Consider the following 19804-nt stretch of genomic DNA (forward strand, 5'->3'; position numbering starts at 1 on the left):
CATTCCAAAAAGAACCTGAACAATTGTTCAAGTTCTTTGTTTATCTTGTGTTATTTTTTAGTGACGTCCTTTGTAAGTCAAGCCTGCTAGACCAAGACTTGCAAGAAGGAAGCCTGCAAATCCAAGAATTGAATTTTGTTCTCCAGTGTTTGGTAAAGCTGTAGTTTCGGTTTTCGAAACAGGTTTGTCAGCTTTAGTGTTTGAATCTTGCCCAACAGGATTTATAGGAGCTGTTGGAGCGTTATTTAAACCAGTTTGTGGTTTGGTAGTTGGCTTGTTAGTTTCTGGTTTATCAACAGGCTTTTCTGACGGCTTCACTTCTGGTTTTGGAGTTTCTGAAGGTTTAGGCTCAGGTTTTGCTTCTTGCTTAGGCTGTTCGCTTGGTTTGACGTCAGGCTTAGTTTCTTCTGAAGGCTTGACATCCGCATCTAATTTCTTATATCTTAGGTATCCCTCCCTATACCCATCAGCAGCACCGTAAAAGAATGTGCTTGCTATATCATGCGTCAAGTTATAGCCTGGCATCCATGAAAAGTTCGATACCACTTGATATCCTTCAATATCCTTGTGGATATTTATAGACTCACCAGGGTTCAGAACTCCGGTCTCCATAGATGCGATTTCCCTGCTATGCTCATCTAAATACCTAATACGGTATTTGATTGGCTCTTGTTCTTCAGCTTCAGCGTCAGGCTTTTCTGACGGTTTCACCTCTGGTTTCGGGGTTTCTGAAGGCTTAGTTTCCGGTTTTACTTCTGGTTTTGGAGTTTCTGAGGGCTTAGTTTCCGGTTTCACTTCTGGTTTCGGAGTTTCTGAAGGCTTAGGTGCCGGTTTAACTTCTGGTTTTGGTGTTTCTGAAGGCTTAGGTGCCGGTTTTACTTCTGGTTTCGGTGTATCTGAAGGCTTAGGTGCCGGCTTAACTTCTGGTTTTGGTGTCTCTGAAGGTTTGGCATCCGCATTTACCTTCTTATAATCTAGAAACATGTAATGTTCATCCATAGTACCACCAAAATATGTACTCATTATCTGGTAGTCCACATTATATCCAGGCATCCAGCTATAATTCGAAACTACCTCATAGCCATCAATATTTTTATGGATATTGATAGTTTCACCAGGGTTTAAAGCTCCATATTCTCGAGATATCTCCTCTCCCGTATCTGCATCGAAATAATCGATACGATATTTGAGGGGCTCCTGCTTTTCTTCTTTTGGCGCTGGTTCTGGTTTTACTTCTGGTTTCGGAGTTTCAGATGGTTTTGTTTCCGATTTTACTTCTGGTTTTGGTGTTTCTGAAGGTTTGGTCTCTGGCTTAACTTCTGGTTTCGGAGTTGGTGCTGGTGCTGGATCTAACTTCTTATATTTAAGATACATATAGTTATATCCATCCACGAAACCAGAATATGTACTTAATGTATCATAATCCATGTTATAGCCAGGTAGCCACTCAAAACGTGAAACTACCTCGTGACCTTCAATATCTTTATAGATATTAACCGTTTCGCCAGGGTTTAAAACCCCAAATTCTGACGGAGCAACCTTTTCTCCTGATTCTCCGATGTAATCAATACGGTATTTTAACGGTTTCTGCTGCTCTTCCGCTTTTACAATAGAAACCCCAAAAACAGGGTTATTGGTCAAAGCTGGCGCAACAACGCCAAGAGCTGCAACAGAAAGCAAAGAAATACCAAGTTTGGTTACTTTATTCGTTTTCATCATTTCCTCCTTAGGAATGTAGAATTACTTTTTAAGGTATGCAAATACTACAAAAGGCCTAATTTTTGATTTAGTATTTCGTAAAGTTCTCCTCAACCACTTGAGCGACAAGGGTTTTGGTGTATCGCGTAAGGACCGTTAAACGATACACTTAAAAAACAAAAAAATACAAATCCAACACAGGATCAAAACCTTGTTAAATTCGTATTTTCTGAAATATTCATATTGTTATTTTGAATGTTTCGCCAAACGGTCGTTAATCGAAACATATTTACGCCTTCATTATAGCATTTTGTCTGGTTTTTAGCAAGAAATTTGCGAAACTTTTTTTCGATTGTTGGCCACATCGTTGCGTTCCAAGACTTTATAGATGGTTGAGGTCGAAATTCGTTCTGTTTTTGCAATTGTTCTGATGCTTGATTCCCCTGCTAAATACAGCTCAATAATTCTCTCCTCCTTCTCTTTCGAAATTTGCTTGGCACCTAGTTTGACGCCTTTTTCCTTGGCTTTACGAAGTCCTTCACGAGTACGAAATCGCAAGTTTTCCAGCTCACTTTCTGCCACAAATCCTAAAATCATACAAAGTAACCTACCAATGAGCGAATCGGTTTCCAGCTTTTCATGTAAACTGACTAGCTGAATATCCGAATCATTAAATTGTTCAATCAGTTCTAGCAATTTGAACATGGAGCGAGTCAGGCGATCTAACTTATAGATAGTAAAAGTGACCTGTTTGCCTTCCTTTGAAAGGTCACAAGCCAATTTTAAGGCCTTTTCGAGTTCTGGACGTGCATTGTTGGAACCAGATTCACGTTCGATAAAGAGCTGGTCGCAGTGCTTAAGTGCCTCGATTTGCACCTCTAAGCCCAAATCTTGCTTGTGGGTTGAAACGCGTGCATAGCCGATATTGATGATGTTTTGAGACATAAAAATCCTCCTATTACTTGGTACAGGAGGATTGTACTATTTTTTAATTTATTCCATTTCTGGTAAAGTTACATTTTCCACATTCTTTCGTAGCATGAGAATGCCGTCTCCAAGTGGAATTAAAGTCGCCGTTAAATCTGGATTGTCTAAGGTTGCGTCGAACAGTCTTTGTAAACCACGGTAAATGGTGCGTTGACCCCGACGGACTTCCATGATATCCTTGGCAACATCGCCTCCTTGGAAAATATCATCCAAGACTACTACTCCACCAACTTCCAAGTGTTTGAGGATTTCAGGTAGAAAGACGATGTACTTGGACTTGGCCGAATCCATAAAGACAAAGTCATAAGTTTCAGTCAAGGTTGACAAGACATCGACTGCGTCTCCCTCTAGGAGGGTGATTTGCTTGCGACTATCAAACTGGGCAAAGTTTTCCTTGGCAAAGCCGATCATCTCAGGATTACGGTCAATCGTTGTAATCTTAGCATTTGGGGCATGTTCCGCCATCAGGAGAGCTGAGAAGCCAATTGCCGTTCCAATCTCCAAAATGTTCTTGGGCTGCAGACTTTCCATGAGAAAACGGAAATATGCGACTGTTTCATGAGGAATAATGGGAATATTTTCCTTACGAGCGAAGGTTTCCAATTCTTTCAAGGAACCTGTCACCTGCTTTTGACGCTGGCGCATGAACTCTACGATTTCTTCCTTGACAACGGGACGACGCATATTGTGATTGGCATTTTTACTATAAGACTCTACCATCTTAAGCCAGTCCCAATTTTTCAACTAAGGCTTCAAACTCATTCAAGCGGCGTTCAAAGACTGCAAAGGCGTCGTTGAGATAGTCTTCCTTCTCCATATCCACTCCCGCTTTTCTCATGACATTGAGTGGATAGTCTGACTTACCTGCCTTGAGGTAGTCGATATAACGGTCACGGTCTTCCTGACTACCATGGACAATCTTCTCAGCCAAGGCTGAAGCAGCTGCAAAACCAGTCGAATACTGGTATACGTAGTAGTTATAGTAGAAGTGTGGAATGCGTGCCCACTCGTATTGGATCTGTGGATTGTCTTCCTTGCTGAGTCCATAGTACTCTTGGTTCAAGTCAGCGTAGAGTTTATTCAGGAAATCACTTGTCAAGACTTCTCCATTTTGGTCTGCTTGATGGATAGCATGTTCAAACTCAGCGAATTGAGTTTGACGGAAGACTGTTCCACGGAAACCGTCCAAGAAGTTGTTAAGGATGGCAAAACGAGTTGCATCGTCTTCCACTTCCTCCAATAATTTCTCCGTCAAGATATTTTCATTGGTCGTTGAGGCAATCTCAGCCAAGAAGATAGAGTAATCCCCGTAAACATAAGGCTGAGTTTCACGAGTATAGCTAGAATGCATACTGTGACCTGTTTCATGGACAAGGGTAAAGAGATTGTCTAGATTGTCCTGCCAGTTGAGAAGCATAAAGGCATTTGTATCATAAGAACCACCAGAGTAGGCACCAGAACGCTTGCCTTGGTTTTCATAGACATCAATCCAACGCTCGCTGAAGGCACGTTTAACACGGCTCAAGTAATCATCACCCAAGACTGCCAAGGCTTCTTCTGCTTTCTTCAAGGCTTCCTCATAAGTAAAGCTGTATTCTACTGAAGATAGCGGTGTGTAGACATCGTACATCTTGAGATCAGAAATCCCCAAGATTTTAGAACGCAGGTTAAGGTATCGATGCAAGAGTGGCAAATGCTTGCGAACTGCTGCTACTAGATTGTCATAGACACTTTCTGGAACAAAGTTTGCTGCGAGGGCTGCATGGCGAGCACTCTTATAGTTGCGAACTTTTGCGCGGTAGTTTTGCACCTTAACATTTGTCTGCAAAGTCTTAGCGTAAGTGTGTTGGAATTGCTCATAAGTCGCATAGAGGGCTTCATAGGCACCACGACGCACTTCACGGTTTTTAGACTCCATCAAACGGATGTATGTACCGTGTGAGAGTTGCACTTCCTTGCCTTCATCATCAAGGACATATGGGAAGCTAATATCCGCATTGTCCAAAATAGCGAAGGTTTCACTAGCAGCGCCAAAGATTTCTCCTGCTCCAGCAAGTAATTCTTCCTCACGTTGCGAAAGAACGTGGTCTTTCTTTTGCAAGAGCTTGTCAAAAAAGTGTTTGTAAACTTGGAGTTTTGGTTGAGCTTCTAGGAAGGCCGCATACTGCTCTTCGCTAATCTCCATAAACTCAGGTTCATAGAATGAAAAGGCTTGTTCTAACTGACTGTATAGGGTCATTGCCTTGGCATAGTACTCTTGATACTTGGCTTCACGCGTGTCCTGGTCATTTTTCATATGCGCATAGACATAAAGCTTTTCAACTTGGCGTTCCAAGTCAAGTGAGAATTCTGTAATCTCAAGCAAACTGTCTGCACTATCCAAGAGATGCCCTTCATACTGAGATGCTGTTTGTACTTTTTCAGTTAAATCTTTCAAGGCTTCTTCCCAAGCCTGATCTGTTGGGTAGATTGTCGAAAGATCCCATGTATCTTTTTCATTTATTTCATGTCGTTGTAATACCATAAGATTCCTCCATCCTTTCTATTTTACCACATTTTTTGAGAAATATAAGTGATAAAAGGCTGGTGGATAGAGCTTTTGGCGATTATTTTTCGGATTTTTTTGATAGTAAGCGAAAAATTCTTTATAATAGCTACTTATATCTTGGTCAATTTGACAAAAATCTCCTGATTCTATTGGTCTGACCTGGGGATACCAGTCGTCCAGTTGACGCTTTAATAGATTGTCTCCTTGTTGATAAGCCTCCTCCTGTTTTTTCATCCAGTAAGGCGTTTGGTAGTACAACTGCTGGCGAATGTAGTGATAGATAGTAGAATCTAGGGGAACTGCAAAACGAGACATTTTTTGTTTTTGATAAGGAAATCGTAAAATCTCTAAGAGATTTCCTTGACCAAAGGGAAATTCCTTTACCAGAAAATGAAGCTTGCCACGTAGGTCCTGATGTAAAAGATATTTCAGTCTCAAAACTTGCTTTTTGAAATCTAGTTCCCAAGCATAGAAACCCATATTTTGACTAAAATAGAGAAAACCCCTTTGCAGTTGAGTAAGCCGCTCTTTTAACCAGAGTTTTTCTCCTAGTAGCCAGATAACTTGGTATCCCTGACTACGGTATCCTTGACTTCTGTCGCGTAAAAGCTTTTGAGACAAGGGACTGCACTGGACCTCTAGAGCTAGTTTCTCATTTACGAGAACATCCGCTACCTGCTGAATCGCGGGCAGACTGTATTCTACATCAACCTGATTATCCTTTTTAGCCCAGTGATAGAGAGCCTCTTTGTTGCCCAAGTGTTCTGAACTTTCATTCTCAAAAATAGCCATACAATCTCTTAAAGATTCATGAGCAAAATGCGTTCGAATGCTCTGTCCTTGACGTAATCGTAGTCCGCCACCACAGGCTGGACAGGTATAAGCCTGCTTAGTCACCTCTTTTTCAAGGGCATTTACCAAATTTCCCTTGCTATCTCTGGCTACAAACATGGTCTACCTCCTTTTCTTTTCTATTCGGAAAAGAAGTAAAAAAGACTGGAATTCCAGCCTTTCATATTGCTTTTTTAACTTTTTACTCTCTTAGAGTATTTTTTTAGCATGGGAATAAGATTGGGGATTTGCTCGCTCCTAATGACGAGCACACCGTATTCCTGACAACGATTGGCATAAACGGGATTGATTTTCCCCGTACAAACAATCAACTTGAGGCAACTCTCCCCAGCAAAATGATTAGCATAGACTTCAAGCTCATTGATGGCTTCAACTGATAAATCTGTCATCTTGCAGGAGATAAAGGTAATCGAGCGCCCCTTTCTCAGAATGACATCAATCTCATTTTGAACATTGTCTGCCTCTGGAAAGATACCATTCCAATCAATCTCACCACCTATCATGCATTCATCAAATAGCTGAGACTCGAGCGCCAAGAGATAGAGATATACCTCTAAAATATGCCCCTTGTTACGGCAAAAGACTTGAGCTTCTTGACTTGGAAAGCTGTAGCTTACTCGCTCCTTGTCCTCGCTTTCAATACGAAGCATCCCCGCTTCCACTAGTAAGGGGATGACGGATTCTGGATAGAGGTAATACTTGCCGTTGTTTTCCAGTATCTTTTCAGTTTCAGCATGCAGGTCATTGGTCTTAGCTAAAGAGAAAAATTGGGTTACTTGGTACCAGTGGGCGGGATTGGCAATAGCAGAGCTAGCTAGTTTTTTAATGGCCGCAATTTGCTGAGCTGAGTGGATAGGGCGTTTTGATTTGAGCATTTTTCCACCACGCAAGGCTATCAACTGTTGGATACTTAGGGTTGGAATATCCAAGTCTTCTTTTTCCAACTGACTAGCTGTCCACTTGTATTGTTTTCCCCGGTCGACATCCATGGCCACAATGGGGAGGTGGCGATCCAAGCCATATTGATAGAGAGATAAGGCTAGTAGTGAATCTCCACCAAAAACATCGAGAAGAACTTGATCATAGCCTGCCAGGCAATAATCTAACTGGTTCGCTAGTTGTTCTAAAGACAGCTGACGGAAGGTCACTCGTTGGACATGGGACACTTCATCCATGATAAAATGGCGCAGCGAAAGTTTATCGTTATTGCTTATTTTCGTCAAAGAAAGGAAGAGAATCTCGTCACAATCACTGATAAAGGCTTGGTAGACATTCTTTTCCAATACATGCCGATCATACAGTTCCACCAAAAGACTCGTCATTGGACCACCTCCATCATCTACAATTTCTTGAGCCGAAAGTGACAGCAATACAGCTCTACTGCTCACATTTCCTACTTCTAGTATAGCATAAAATCCTGCTCGCACCAATCCGCCGCCGCAAATAAAAACGAATAGAAACCTTTCAAAATGGTTTCTATTCGCTTGTAAAGATTTGATTTACTTGATTTACTTGATTTTCTTGGCTAGCATGGTCGCAAATCGGAGTTGAATGCGATTGCCATTTTCATCACGACGGTGCAGATGTCCTGGATTTTCATTGTACTTGACCAACTCCCAATCCTTGTAGTAGTCAGCCAATTCCCCTTCTTTAAAGGTGAATGGGAAGTTAACCGAGCAAGGATAATCCTCTGTATCCATGGCACAGACGATAAGATTGTAGCCCCCAACAGTAGTTTTCTCCTGCATGTTTTGGATGATAGCTGGAATACGGTCCGCTTGAAGGAACATGAGAACAACTGTCGATACGATAAAATCATAGACCTGGCTAATGCTGGCTGAATTGATATCATAAAGTCCAACTGGCATGTCTAAATCCTCTTGCTCTACGATGCTTTGCAAAATTTCAAGGGATAGTTCATTTTGATCCACAGCTGTAACATCAAAACCTTGCTGGGCTAAGAAGAGAGAGTTACGTCCTTGACCACAACCCAAATCCAAGGCTCTTCCTGGTTTCACCGTCTGCATGGCCTCTAGGACCTCTGAATGGACTGGATTGGTCTGGTACTTCTTAGAAAAATAATCCTCAGGTTTACAATAAAACTCCAAATACCATTCTACATCATCCGTAGCTGCCTCTACTCGATGCCAAGCTTGCGGTTGCGCCATGGGATTGTCGGCCCCTGCTTGGAAAAGATATTCAGCTAGAACTTGACCTTCTTCTGTCAATTCAATAAACTTGAGAGTTCCTTTCAAAACGGTGATTTTCCCCCATGTCCCGACCTTTGTATTGTGCTTCTGCTGAACAGCTTCAGGCATGGTCTGTTTATTCCACAAGGGCATTCGTTTATAGGCAATTAGTTTTTCCATTTCACTTCCTCTTCTTATCGCTGGTTGACAGCTTTCATCACACGCGCGATGTCGCGGTTTTGTTCACGTCGCTTGATCGACTCCCGTTTGTCATAGTCATGTTTCCCTTTAGCAAGTCCTAAAAGGAGTTTGGCATAGCCATCTTTGAGATAGACTTTGAGGGGAACCAGAGTCATTCCTGTTCCTTTGGTTTCTTGTTCCAATTTTTGAATTTGCTTCTTATGGAGCAGGAGTTTGCGACGGCGTTCTGGTTCTTGGTTCCAGATATTGCCCTCTTCGTAAGGAGCGATATGAACATTGCTCAACCAGACCTCCCCATTTTTGACTTGGGCAAAGCCGTCCTTGAGATTGATACGTGCAGCACGTACACTCTTGATTTCCGTTCCTGTCAGCACCATTCCTGCCTCTAGCGTGTCTACGATTGTATAGTCGTGGTGCGCTTTTTTATTTTGTGCGACGACCTTTCCCTCGCCCTTTGCCATGCTTAGCTCCTTTCTTAGCTACTTCTTTGTAAAATGGTTTCTTACCCTTTTTCTTTTTGTCTTTTGATAAGGACTTGCGTTTGTCGCTAGGACGTCCTTGTCTTCTCTTGTCCTCTTCTTTGTCTGAACGACGGTTGGAAGATTTCCCTCTTTCTTTACGACCCGTTTGTTTCAAGCCCTTTTCAATGACATCAAACTCACTTGGGATATAAGAGAAGTCAATCTCACCTGTCATCTTATCCGCTCTTTCTACGCGAATACGAATCTGCTGTCCCACACGGAAGGTTGTTCCTGACTTCTCTCCACGAAGAGTCAAATCACGTTCGTTGAAATGATAAAATTCAGGCAAATTGGTGATGTGAATCAAGCCTTCAACTGTGTTCGGCAATTCGACAAAGAGACCGAACTTGACAATACTGGATACAACCGCATCATACTCTTCTCCCACGTATTCTTCCATGTACTCAGCCTTTTTCATGGCTTCGACTTCACGCTCTGCCTCGATGGCACGACGCTCACGGTTGGAAGACTGGGTTGCAATCTCTGGAATCACTTGCTCAAAATGCTCTGCTATTTCCTTAGAACGGCCGTAATCCCGAATCATACGGTGGACAAGGAGGTCTGGATAACGGCGAATCGGACTGGTAAAGTGAGTGTAATAGTCCGCAGCCAACCCATAGTGGCCATGATTGTGCTCCGAATAACGAGCCTGTTGCATGGAACGGAGAAGCATCATGGATAATACATCCGCATAAGGCTCACCTTCAACAGCACGCATGATGTCTTGGAGGGCTTCCTGGCTAATCTCACTGGCCGTCCCATAAATTCGCAATCCAAAGCTCGAAGCGTAATCAATAAACTTCTGAACTTTTTCAGCCTTGGGCTCCTCGTGAATCCGATAGATAAAAGGTAGGTCCATCTTGCTGAAGTGCTCGGCAACCGTTTCGTTGGCAATCAGCATGAAGGACTCAATCATCCGCTCAGCAACGCCACGTTGACGAAGAACGATATCCACAGGCTTGCCTTTTTTATCCACCAAAATCTTAGCTTCGCTGGTATCAAAATTAAGGGCACCACGTTTCTCACGCATGCTTTCTAGAGTTTCATGAAGCTTGGCCATCAGTTCGATACTTGGAACAATTTTCTTATACTCTTGTCTCTTCTCCTCATCACCAGCTAGGATGTCATTAACAGCACTATAGGTCATACGGAAGCTAGTCTTGATAACTGTTTGGGTAATGGTGTAATTAACCACACGGCCATGTTTATCAATTTCCATAATGGCGGACTGGGTCAAGCGATCTACTTGAGGATTGAGAGAGCAGATGCCGTTTGAAAGGCGTTCTGGTAGCATAGGCACTACACGGTCTGTCACATAGACAGAAGTTGCGCGGTTAAGGGCTTCCTTGTCAAGGGCAGAGCCCTCAGTCACATAGTAGGAAACATCCGCGATGTGAACTCCGAGTTCGATATTGCCATTTTTCAAAGGCTTGATGTGAACTGCGTCGTCCAAGTCCTTTGCATCCGCGCCGTCAATGGTAAAGGTAAGCTCATCTCTCAAATCAAGACGCCCTTCAATATCCTTTTCTGAGGGAACATCAGGCACACTTTCCGCCTCTTTGAGAACAGCCTCTGGAAATTCTGAAACAATATCCATGGACTCTAAGACTTCAAGGACATCAATTCCTGCATCTGTCGAGTGTCCTACCACGTCCAGTACACTAGCGACAAAGAAATCGTGTTTCTTACTTGGGTACTTGTCGATAAAGACCTTGAGAACTTCTGTCCCTTCAAGTTTGAGGGCTGGTTTCTTAACATAGATTGGTTGGCTGATTTTTTGATTTTTGGAACGAATGTAGCCAGCATACTTGGGCTTTTCCTGATCCAGAACAATTTGACCGACAACTGTCGTCAGACTGTGTTCAAGGATATCAATAATTTTGGCTTCGGCAGCTGTTCCCTTGTTACGGTCAGCAACTTTCTTAATGACCACCTCAACGGTATCGCCGTCTATGGCACAGTTGACATCGTTTTTTCCTACAAAAAGATCGTCCTCTTCACCTTCCAGACTGACAAAGCCAAATCCGTTTTTATGGGCATGAAAAATCCCTTTGAGGGTGATTTCATGTTTCTTCTTCTGGTCCAAGGTGAGGCTGCCATCTTCTCCAAATCGAATCTGGTGCTTTCTTTCCATCAGAGACAGGGTTTTAATCAACTCACGGAAATCCTTGGATCCATCCTTTCCGAGAGCCTGAGCTAGGTCATTTACCGTCACTCGCCCCTTCTCTTGCAAATATTCTTTAATTTTATCTTTCATGTTTTCTTTCTAGATTTTTATAATTTTCTTTTACTGTAAGACCTTCTCAAACATCATTTAATACTCAATAAAAATCAAAGAGCAAACTAGAAAGCTAGGCGCAGGCAGTACTTGAGTACGACAAGCCGATGCTGACGTGGTTTGAATTTGATTTTTGAAGAGTATAAAAATAAAAATAGGCTAAGACCTAGTCCTGCCCATTTCTTATCTACTTGATAATACCGTCAATGCTAAGGCAATGGCTAGCCAGAAAAAGACTAAAATACCTGTCAAACGTTGCATCACAGCTTCAAAACCACGAGCTTTACTACGTTCAAACAAATCACCTGAGCTGGCATCAAATACATTGCTAGATTGGTTCTTGGTTGGTTGCATGAAAATCGCAATCACAATCACAACAGATAATACTAATAAAATGGTTAATAATAGGTTATACATATCAAACTCCTTAAAATCCCTACTATTTTACCATAAATTCTACTTAGATTCAAGATGTAGGGTTACTTTTCTTTCCTTTGGACAATACTTTAAAACTTCAATCTTGTCTGGATGGGTTTTTGAGTTCTTACTAGTTAGATAATTCATGCTGCCACAAGAGGAGCATTTGAGATTAATTTTTACTCGCACTAGATTTCCTTTACTTTTAATAATGATCTAAATTGAACTAAGTTAAATAAACAACTGAAAGCCACACAGGCTGCTGTCGCATAAAAAACAGAGTGGTAGCCAAATTGCCCTGCTACTACTGAACCAGTCATGGGACCAACAACACCCCCAAGGTAGAAAAAGACTTGATTAAAGGCAAAAATCCTTGAAATGCCTGCTTTGGGAGTCATCTTACTAAGCAATGCATTAACACCTGGTATCAGAGCACCCGTTCCCAAACCAAATAGAAAACGATACAAGCCAAGTTGAATGGGGCTGGTTGCATGGGCACAAAGAAGGTAAATGATGACTGAATAAACCTGCGCTGCAACTAAAAGTCTATGATTTCCCACCTTATCTCCTAGTTTTCCCATCACTCCAGCACTCATCATGCTAGAAAATCCCATACTCGATACTATCAAACCAGATACAAAGAGGAGATTTTCAGTCTGCCCTAAGTCCCGCACATAGAGAGCCAGGATAGGACCAATTGATTGAGCTGAAAATTGAATGACAAAGCTGGTTAAAAACAAATTAATCAAAAGATGAGAGTGTTTAATAGAACTAAACAACTCTTTTGTTGGTATTGCCTTCTCCTTAGCCACTGGTCGAAAATCTTCCTTGATAAAGAAAATGGTTAGGATTGCAGCTAAAAATAGGAAAGCACCCACCAATAAAAAGACATTGCGAATACCAAAAATTTCAGCAATCAAGCCACCTACAAAGGGGCCCGTTAGGGTTCCAGCTACTACTCCAGTTGATAAAGTCCCCAAAGCATAGCCAGACTTATCCTTGGGGACTTGACTGGCTATTAAAGCTGTCGCATTCGGTACGAAACCTGTAAATACGCCATTTAGTAACCTAAGAAAGATTAACCAATAGATATTCGGCACGAAGGCCAAACCTCCCATAGTGATGGTCATGGCAAGGCCAGCTCGAATCATCATGGGTTTACGACCGTACTTGTCAGCAAGAATACCCCAGATAGGAGAAATCAAAGCTGCTGAAACAGCCGAAACTGAGATGGCTAATCCAGCATAGAAAGCAACTTGGTCACTCTCGATTCCCAACTGCTCTACAAAGATAGGCATAAAAGGGACGACCAAGGAAATACTGGCTCCCGTTAGAAAACTACCGAACCAGGCGACACGAAGATTATCTTTCCAACTAATCTCTTGCACAGCTATCGCCTCCTTCAAGTAACTTCACTACTTGCCCCACAAGCTGGTCACGACTGCCATTATTATCTAATATATGACTCGCCAATTTTTTCTTTTCTTCTAAAGACCACTGGGCTGCCAGACGGGACTCCGCTACTTCCTTAGAAAGATGATCCCGTTTCATGAAACGTTCTAATTGGATATCATGGTCCACATAGACCAGCCACGTTTCATCAAACCAGTTGGCATAGTTCTGCTCAAAAAGCAGAGGAATATCCATGAAAAAAATCGCTTCTGTCTGAGCCAACTGTTCTCTTAGTACAGCCAGTTCCTCACGAATAATCTCTCCTTGGGTTTGCTTAGACCATTCCCGCTCTTCTGGATTTGAGAAGATGAGACTAGCTAGGAGAGGGCGATTGAGTTCTCCATTTTCTAAGATAATTTCCTGTCCAAAGTGCTGAACTAAGACCTGATATAGGCGCTCTCCAGGTTTTTGTTGTTGGTGGACGACTGCGTCAGCATCGACCACTTGAAAGCCTTTTTCTCTTAGGAAATTTGTCACAGTTGACTTACCTGAGGCAATTCCTCCTGTGATCCCGATAATTTTTCCCATCAGCCCCTCCTTTGACACTGAGGACAAAAATGAGTTCCTCGTCCACCGAGCTGGAATTTCTCAATGAGGGTGCCACAGCGGGAACATGCTTGTCCAGTCTTATCATAGACCTGATGGAAGTCCTGCATGGTTCCGTCTTCCCCAAAGGCATTGGTATAGGTTCGAATGGTAGAGCCGCCCTTTTCAACTGCCTGTCCCAAAACAGCAATGATCTGATCATGAATAGCTGACGCTTCTGCTGCTGTCAAAGTTTGCGAAGGTCTTGCTGGATGGACCTGAGCTCGCCAGAGGACCTCATCCACATAGATATTTCCAAGACCAGCGACCAAGGTTTGGTCTAGGAGGTGGGATTTGATAGGCTTTTTAGATTTGGCTAGGGCAGCTTGGAAGGACTGCAAATCAAAGTCCTGCTCTCTTGGCTCAGGGCCTAATTTTTTAGAAACAAAGTAGGCTTCCAAAAGGTCAGGTGACAGCAGTTCCATAGTTCCAAACTTGCGTACGTCCTCATATACAAGAGTGCCGCCATCCTCAAAATGGAAGAAAACATGGGCATGCTTGCATTCAGGAACCTGATCCGGATAGTAGAAATACTTGCCCTCCATCCGCAGATGGGAAATCAAGACCTTGTTTGTCAGGTAAAAAAGTAAATATTTTCCACGGCGCCCCATGGACTCAACAATCTGACCAGGCAATTCCTTTTGAAACTCATCCAAATCTGTCTTGATCATCTTAGGATAAGCAATCTCTATACTAGAAATCTTCTTTCCCAAAATTAATTTCTCTAAGCCACGACGAACGGTTTCAACCTCAGGTAATTCAGGCATAAATCCTCCTTCTGTAAAAACAAGAAGCAGGCATGAGCCCACCTCTACTTAGTATTCTTTTTCATTATAGCCAAAGTCAGCCAAATCTAGCTTTTTATCACGCCAGTTTTTCTTGACCTTAACCCAAGTTTCTAGGAAAACCTTATCCCCTAGCATGAGTTCGATATCACGACGGGCCATGGTCCCAATTTTCTTGAGCATAGCGCCACCTTTTCCGATGATGATCCCTTTCTGACTATCGCGCTCGACCATAATAGTTGCGCGGATGTGAACCTTGTCGGTCTCTTCGTCACGCTTCATGGAGTCAACCACTACGGCAACTGAGTGAGGAATCTCTTCACGAGTTAGGTGCAAGACCTTCTCACGAATCATTTCTGAAACTAGGAATCGCTCTGGGTGGTCTGTGATTTGATCAGACGGAAAGTACTGGAAACCTTCCTCCAGATTTTCACTAAGGATGTCAATTAGACGAGAAACGTTATTTCCCTGAAGGGCTGAAATTGGAACAATCTCCTTGAAGTCCATCTGGTTACGGAAATCATCAATCTGAGCCAAGAGCTGATCAGGATGAACCTTATCAATCTTATTCACCACCAGAATCACAGGAACCTTGGCAGCTTTCAGACGCTCGATAATCATGTCGTCGCCCTTACCACGTGGCTCATCAGCTGGCACCATGAAGAGAACAGTATCCACTTCACGAAGGGTACTGTAGGCAGATTCCACCATGAAATCACCAAGAGCTGTTTTAGGCTTGTGAATACCTGGTGTGTCAATAAAGACGATTTGCTCCTTATCCGTGGTGTAAATCCCCATGATTTTATTGCGCGTTGTCTGCGCCTTGTCACTCATGATGGCAATCTTTTGCCCCATGACGTGATTCAAAAAGGTTGACTTCCCAACATTGGGACGTCCCAAAATGGCTACAAAGCCTGATTTAAATGTCATAATTTCCTCTTATTGTTTAAAATAGTATATCCCAAATGCGCGGGATAAAGATAAGTGCACCTGTCACTGCAGCAAAAAGAGAGACCACTAGAACGGCACCTGCTGCCATGTCCTTGGCTTTCTTTGCCAACATAGAAAAGTGATAGTGACTGGCTAGATCCACCACATTTTCGATAGCAGAATTAATAATTTCAAAGGCTACTACTAAGAAAATGCTCATTAGGAGAAAGAGCCATTCGATTCGTGATACCTGAAAAACAAAACCTGCAAGGATAACTACTAGAGCCGTCACTGCATGTTTTCGCATATTGCGTTCTTCCTTGATAGCAGTCAAAATCCCTGTGATGGCAAATTCTAAACTGGATATCAGGTCACGATTTTTCCATTTTCGTTTATTGTCTTGTGAGTCCATAGGCTGTCAAAATTTCTTCTTGTAAACCGAACATCTCCGCTTCTTCTTCCGGAGTGTAGTGATCGTAGCCGTTGATATGTAAAAAGCCGTGTACTGCCAAGAAGCCCATCTCACGCTCAAAGCTGTGACCGTATTCCTTAGCCTGCTCATGCGCTTTATCGATAGAGATGAAAAGCTCCCCAATATAGGCATCAAACTCAGACATCATCTCTGCTAATTCAGGATTTTCAAGCAAATCTTCCTCATCAAAGGAAATGTCCAATTCTGGCTTATATTCAAGGCTAATGACATCTGTCGGACGATCTGTATCACGGTACTCGAGGTTGAGTTCGTGGCTACGCTCGTTGGTCACAAAAGTAACTGCCATCTCCTTGTCTTCTTTTCCTATTTTTTGGGCAGCAAATTCCAAAATCTCTTGGGTTTGTTGCAAGATTTCTTGTGAAACTTGATCAGTTTCATCTACCATTTCAATATACATGTACTTCTCGATTCTCTTTACTTGGCTTTATTATACCATATTTCCATGATTTTATTCTACCTTTTTGATATAATACTATGGAATACAATCACAAGGAGAGAACGATGTCATTTGACGGATTTTTTTTACACCACATGGTTGAGGAATTGCGATGCGAGTTGGTCAATGGTCGCATTCAGAAAATCAATCAGCCTTTTGAACAAGAGTTGGTCTTGCAAATCCGCAACAATCGCCAAAGCCATCGCCTGCTCCTTTCTGCCCATCCCGTTTTTGGACGCATTCAGCTGACCCAAACGACCTTTGAAAATCCAGCCCAACCTTCTACTTTTATCATGGTTTTGAGAAAATATTTACAAGGCGCCGTAATTGAGTCCATCGAGCAAATCGAAAATGACCGAATCGTAGAACTAACAGTTTCCAATAAAAACGAAATTGGGGATCATATCCAGGCTACCTTGATTATCGAGATTATGGGGAAACACAGCAATATTCTTCTTGTCGATAAAAGTAACCACAAAATCCTCGAAGTCATCAAACACGTAGGCTTTTCACAAAATAGCTACCGCACCTTACTGCCAGGCTCAAGCTATATCGCTCCGCCAAGTACCGAGTCTCTCAATCCTTTTACAGTCAAGGATGAGAAACTCTTTGAAATCCTGCAAACAAAGGAATTAACAGCAAAAAATCTTCAAAGCCTCTTTCAAGGTCTAGGTCGTGATACGGCAAACGAACTGGAAAGTCTATTGGTTCATGATAAACTATCAACTTTCCGTAACTTTTTCAGTCAAGCAAGCAAACCATTTTTGACAGAGACTTCTTTCAGCCCAGTTCCTTTTGCGAATCGTGTAGGAGAGCCTTTTGCCAGTCTTTCTGATCTTCTGGATACCTACTACAAAGACAAGGCCGAGCGCGATCGCGTCAAACAGCAAGCCAGTGAACTGATTCGTCGTGTTGAAAATGAACTTCAGAAAAATCGACATAAGCTGAAAAAACAAGAAAAAGAGTTACTGGCGACAGACAATGCTGAGGAATTTCGTCAAAAAGGGGAATTGTTGACAACCTTCCTTCATCAAGTACCTAATGACCAAGATCAGGTTACCTTGGACAACTACTACACCAATCAGCCTATCACAATTGCTCTTGATAAGGCACTAACTCCCAGCCAGAATGCCCAACGCTATTTTAAACGTTACCAGAAGCTCAAAGAAGCTGTCAAATATCTGACTGAACTGATTGAAGAAACCAAGGCCACCATTCTTTATCTGGAAAGCGTTGAAACGGTTCTCAACCAAGCTGGACTGGAGGAAATCGCTGAAATCCGTGAAGAATTGATCCAAACAGGTTTCATTAGAAGACGCCAACGTGAAAAAATCCAGAAACGCAAAAAACCAGAACAATATCTGGCGAGCGATGGCAAGACCATTATCTATGTCGGTCGAAACAATCTTCAAAACGAAGAATTGACCTTTAAAATGGCCCGCAAGGAAGAACTTTGGTTCCATGCCAAGGATATTCCTGGAAGCCATGTCGTCATCTCAGGAAATCTTAATCCTTCTGACGAAGTGAAGACAGATGCGGCCGAACTAGCTGCCTACTTCTCCAAAGGGCGCTTGTCAAATCTAGTTCAGGTGGATATGATTGAAGTTAAAAAACTCAACAAACCAACAGGTGGCAAACCCGGTTTTGTTACTTATACTAGACAAAAGACCCTCCGTGTCACACCAGACCCAGAAAAAATCGCATCTATGAAAAAATCCTGATTTCAAGTGAAATCAGGATTTTCGTTTACAATTTACTCTGCAATCAAGGTTTCCAAACCAACCTTCATCATATCGGTGAAGGTATTTTGGCGTTCTTCTGCCGTAGTGTCTTCATCTGGATTGACCAAGCTATCAGAAATGGTCATGATAGCAAGTGCATCAACGTGGTGTTGGGCAGCAAGATAGTAAAGAGCTGCTGCTTCCATTTCCACAGCCTTAACTCCCCATTTACCAAGTTCGATGTTCTTTTCAAAATAGTTTGAATAAAAGACATCTGATGACAAGACGTTCCCAACGTGGGTTGTCATACCGAGTTCTTTAGCGATATGGTAGGCCTTGTCTAACAAATCAAAACTAGCGATTTGTGGAAAATCATACTGTGGCCAGTCGTTGCGGATGATGTTTGAATTGGTTGCAGCAGCCTGTGCCAAGACCAATTCACGGACGTGAACATCTTCATTCAAAGAACCAGCAGTTCCCACACGAATCAATTTCTTCACACCGTAATCCACAATCAACTCGCGTGCATAGATAGAGATTGATGGCATTCCCATACCAGTTCCCATGACAGATACACGGTGACCCTTGTAAGTACCAGTGTAACCAAACATGTTCCGCACTTGGTTAAAACAAACAGCATCTTCAAGGAAGTTCTCCGCAATAAACTTAGCACGAAGAGGATCCCCCGGAAGAAGAATTTTATCAGCAATTTCACCCTGCTTAGCAGCAATATGGATAGACATAATATAAGATACCAAACCCGTCAAAAAGCAAAGGGAAAATAGGAGTTGGGTGCAGTGAGCGATGCTCGCTAGACCAACTATCTTTTTCCCACTGCTTTTAGGGGGGGTTCAATTCCTTTCTTTCTTAATTTAGATGATAAATAGGAGAATAGCACGGGTTCAATTCAAAACCAAACTACCCTACCTTTCAATGTTTTTAGAAAAGTTTTCCGCTCGTGTTCAAATCTGAACACACGCTCTACCTTTCTGTTATTTTTAACTTGTTAATGAATTCAAAAATGTATAGAGTTCCGCATTCATTTCTCGATAATCGTAGTTACGAATAGTTTCAGGTTTTTGAACAAAAGTCAGATTTTGACTTTGTTCCTCCAAAACAGCTTCACCATCCGCAGTAATTAAGAGTTCTATTGCTTCTGGATCAAATTCCAAATGGGCCTGAAAGGCATAATGTTTCGGACTGAAGCGAATAATCTGACGTGGACAACCTTGACTGGTCGCAAGAACAACAGCATCCTCTGTCAGCCCTGGCATATCACCGTGCCAGTGGCCGGTTTCTAAGGTTTCTCCGAACAAGCTGACATGAGGATCTGTTAGACCTTGCATCGTCAATGTCACAGGATAAACGCCGATCTCGCGCTCTGGACTATGTTCATACTTCGCACCATAGGCAACAGATAGGAGCTGCGCACCAAGACAGACACCAACAATATAAATATCTGCAGCAATCGCTTCTTTCATAAAAGCAAGCTCAGCCTTTGGATCATAGTATGGGAAGTTTTCTCTATCCTCATCAGGTGATTGAGGACCACCCATAACAATCAGAAAATCAATTCCGTCAATTGTTTCAGGAAGAGGTTCTTTTTCATAAACCTTTGTTGATGTAATGTGATGACCTCGTTCCAGAGCCCATTTTAGATAAGCACCCGGAACCTCAAATGTTTCATGTAAAATAAAGTGAACTCTCATGA

Annotated in this window: 20 protein-coding genes; 1 reads left to right on the plus strand and 19 read right to left on the minus strand. The window is 42.4% G+C overall.

Going from position 1 to position 19804, the window contains the following annotated elements; translation table 11 throughout:
- Positions 1-57 precede the first annotated feature (57 nt).
- The 17 genes from FGK98_RS09930 to ybeY all read right to left on the minus strand — a co-directional run bounded on the left by FGK98_RS09930 (position 58) and on the right by ybeY (position 16333).
- The gene (locus FGK98_RS09930) at positions 58-1716 is read right to left on the minus strand and encodes an LPXTG cell wall anchor domain-containing protein (protein WP_171011121.1); all 1659 of its coding nucleotides are present in this window, start codon (positions 1714-1716) and stop codon (positions 58-60) included.
- A 303-nt stretch (positions 1717-2019) separates the two neighbouring features.
- Positions 2020-2643: a recombinase family protein gene (locus FGK98_RS05755; protein WP_138100428.1), complete on the minus strand. Its 624-nt coding sequence runs from the start codon at positions 2641-2643 to the stop codon at positions 2020-2022.
- A gap of 48 nt (positions 2644-2691) precedes the next feature.
- Complete coding sequence (locus tag FGK98_RS05760; RefSeq protein ID WP_138101046.1) at positions 2692-3405, minus strand: O-methyltransferase; 714 nt, start codon at positions 3403-3405, stop codon at positions 2692-2694.
- 1 nt (position 3406) lies between these two features.
- Complete coding sequence (gene pepF, locus FGK98_RS05765) at positions 3407-5209, minus strand: oligoendopeptidase F (protein ID WP_138100429.1); 1803 nt, start codon at positions 5207-5209, stop codon at positions 3407-3409.
- A gap of 18 nt (positions 5210-5227) precedes the next feature.
- Positions 5228-6184, minus strand: coding sequence for a competence protein CoiA (locus FGK98_RS05770; protein ID WP_138100430.1), 957 nt, complete (start codon positions 6182-6184; stop codon positions 5228-5230).
- Between the two features lie 74 nt (positions 6185-6258).
- Positions 6259-7407, minus strand: a complete 1149-nt coding sequence (locus FGK98_RS05775; RefSeq protein WP_138101047.1) for a PDDEXK family nuclease — start codon at positions 7405-7407, stop codon at positions 6259-6261.
- 186 nt (positions 7408-7593) lie between these two features.
- Entirely contained in the window at positions 7594-8454 is an 861-nt protein-coding gene (gene tehB, locus FGK98_RS05780) for an SAM-dependent methyltransferase TehB (protein ID WP_138100431.1), read from the minus strand.
- Positions 8455-8468: 14 nt separating this feature from the next.
- Complete coding sequence (gene smpB, locus FGK98_RS05785; RefSeq protein ID WP_001051743.1) at positions 8469-8936, minus strand: SsrA-binding protein SmpB; 468 nt, start codon at positions 8934-8936, stop codon at positions 8469-8471.
- Positions 8899-11253, minus strand: a complete 2355-nt coding sequence (gene rnr, locus FGK98_RS05790; RefSeq protein ID WP_138100432.1) for a ribonuclease R — start codon at positions 11251-11253, stop codon at positions 8899-8901. Before rnr ends, smpB begins: the two co-directional genes overlap by 38 nt.
- A gap of 204 nt (positions 11254-11457) precedes the next feature.
- Complete coding sequence (gene secG, locus FGK98_RS05795; protein ID WP_000282517.1) at positions 11458-11691, minus strand: preprotein translocase subunit SecG; 234 nt, start codon at positions 11689-11691, stop codon at positions 11458-11460.
- A 39-nt stretch (positions 11692-11730) separates the two neighbouring features.
- Positions 11731-11880: a 50S ribosomal protein L33 gene (gene rpmG, locus FGK98_RS05800; protein ID WP_007519517.1), complete on the minus strand. Its 150-nt coding sequence runs from the start codon at positions 11878-11880 to the stop codon at positions 11731-11733.
- On the minus strand, positions 11880-13079 hold the full coding sequence (locus FGK98_RS05805; RefSeq protein WP_138100433.1) for a multidrug efflux MFS transporter: 1200 nt from the start codon (positions 13077-13079) through the stop codon (positions 11880-11882). The genes rpmG and FGK98_RS05805 overlap by 1 nt, the downstream gene beginning before the upstream one ends.
- Positions 13066-13671, minus strand: a complete 606-nt coding sequence (gene coaE, locus FGK98_RS05810; protein WP_138100434.1) for a dephospho-CoA kinase — start codon at positions 13669-13671, stop codon at positions 13066-13068. Before coaE ends, FGK98_RS05805 begins: the two co-directional genes overlap by 14 nt.
- Positions 13671-14495 (minus strand): DNA-formamidopyrimidine glycosylase, encoded by an 825-nt coding sequence (gene mutM, locus FGK98_RS05815; protein ID WP_138100435.1) that lies wholly within the window; start codon positions 14493-14495, stop codon positions 13671-13673. Before mutM ends, coaE begins: the two co-directional genes overlap by 1 nt.
- A 48-nt stretch (positions 14496-14543) precedes the next feature.
- On the minus strand, positions 14544-15443 hold the full coding sequence (era, locus tag FGK98_RS05820; protein WP_000143275.1) for a GTPase Era: 900 nt from the start codon (positions 15441-15443) through the stop codon (positions 14544-14546).
- A 16-nt stretch (positions 15444-15459) separates the two neighbouring features.
- Positions 15460-15855 carry a diacylglycerol kinase family protein gene (locus FGK98_RS05825; RefSeq protein ID WP_138100436.1) on the minus strand — a complete coding sequence of 132 codons (396 nt, stop codon included), beginning with the start codon at positions 15853-15855 and terminating at the stop codon, positions 15460-15462.
- Positions 15836-16333, minus strand: a complete 498-nt coding sequence (ybeY, locus tag FGK98_RS05830) for an rRNA maturation RNase YbeY (RefSeq protein ID WP_138100437.1) — start codon at positions 16331-16333, stop codon at positions 15836-15838. The genes FGK98_RS05825 and ybeY overlap by 20 nt, the downstream gene beginning before the upstream one ends.
- Positions 16334-16437: 104 nt before the next feature.
- On the opposite strand from ybeY, the gene FGK98_RS05835 reads away from it, so the two are divergent.
- On the plus strand, positions 16438-18093 hold the full coding sequence (locus FGK98_RS05835) for an Rqc2 family fibronectin-binding protein (protein ID WP_138100438.1): 1656 nt from the start codon (positions 16438-16440) through the stop codon (positions 18091-18093).
- A gap of 32 nt (positions 18094-18125) precedes the next feature.
- Here the strand turns inward: FGK98_RS05835 and deoD are convergent, their stop codons facing one another.
- Together deoD and FGK98_RS05845 are read right to left on the minus strand one after the other, a co-directional pair.
- The gene (deoD, locus tag FGK98_RS05840; RefSeq protein ID WP_138100439.1) at positions 18126-18836 is read right to left on the minus strand and encodes a purine-nucleoside phosphorylase; all 711 of its coding nucleotides are present in this window, start codon (positions 18834-18836) and stop codon (positions 18126-18128) included.
- Positions 18837-19091: 255 nt separating this feature from the next.
- A complete protein-coding gene (locus FGK98_RS05845) occupies positions 19092-19802 on the minus strand; it encodes a type 1 glutamine amidotransferase (RefSeq protein ID WP_138100440.1) in 711 nt (236 codons plus the stop codon).
- Between the last annotated feature and the right edge of the window lie 2 nt (positions 19803-19804).

This window comes from Streptococcus australis (genome assembly GCF_901543175.1).
Lineage (GTDB): Bacteria > Bacillota > Bacilli > Lactobacillales > Streptococcaceae > Streptococcus > Streptococcus australis_A.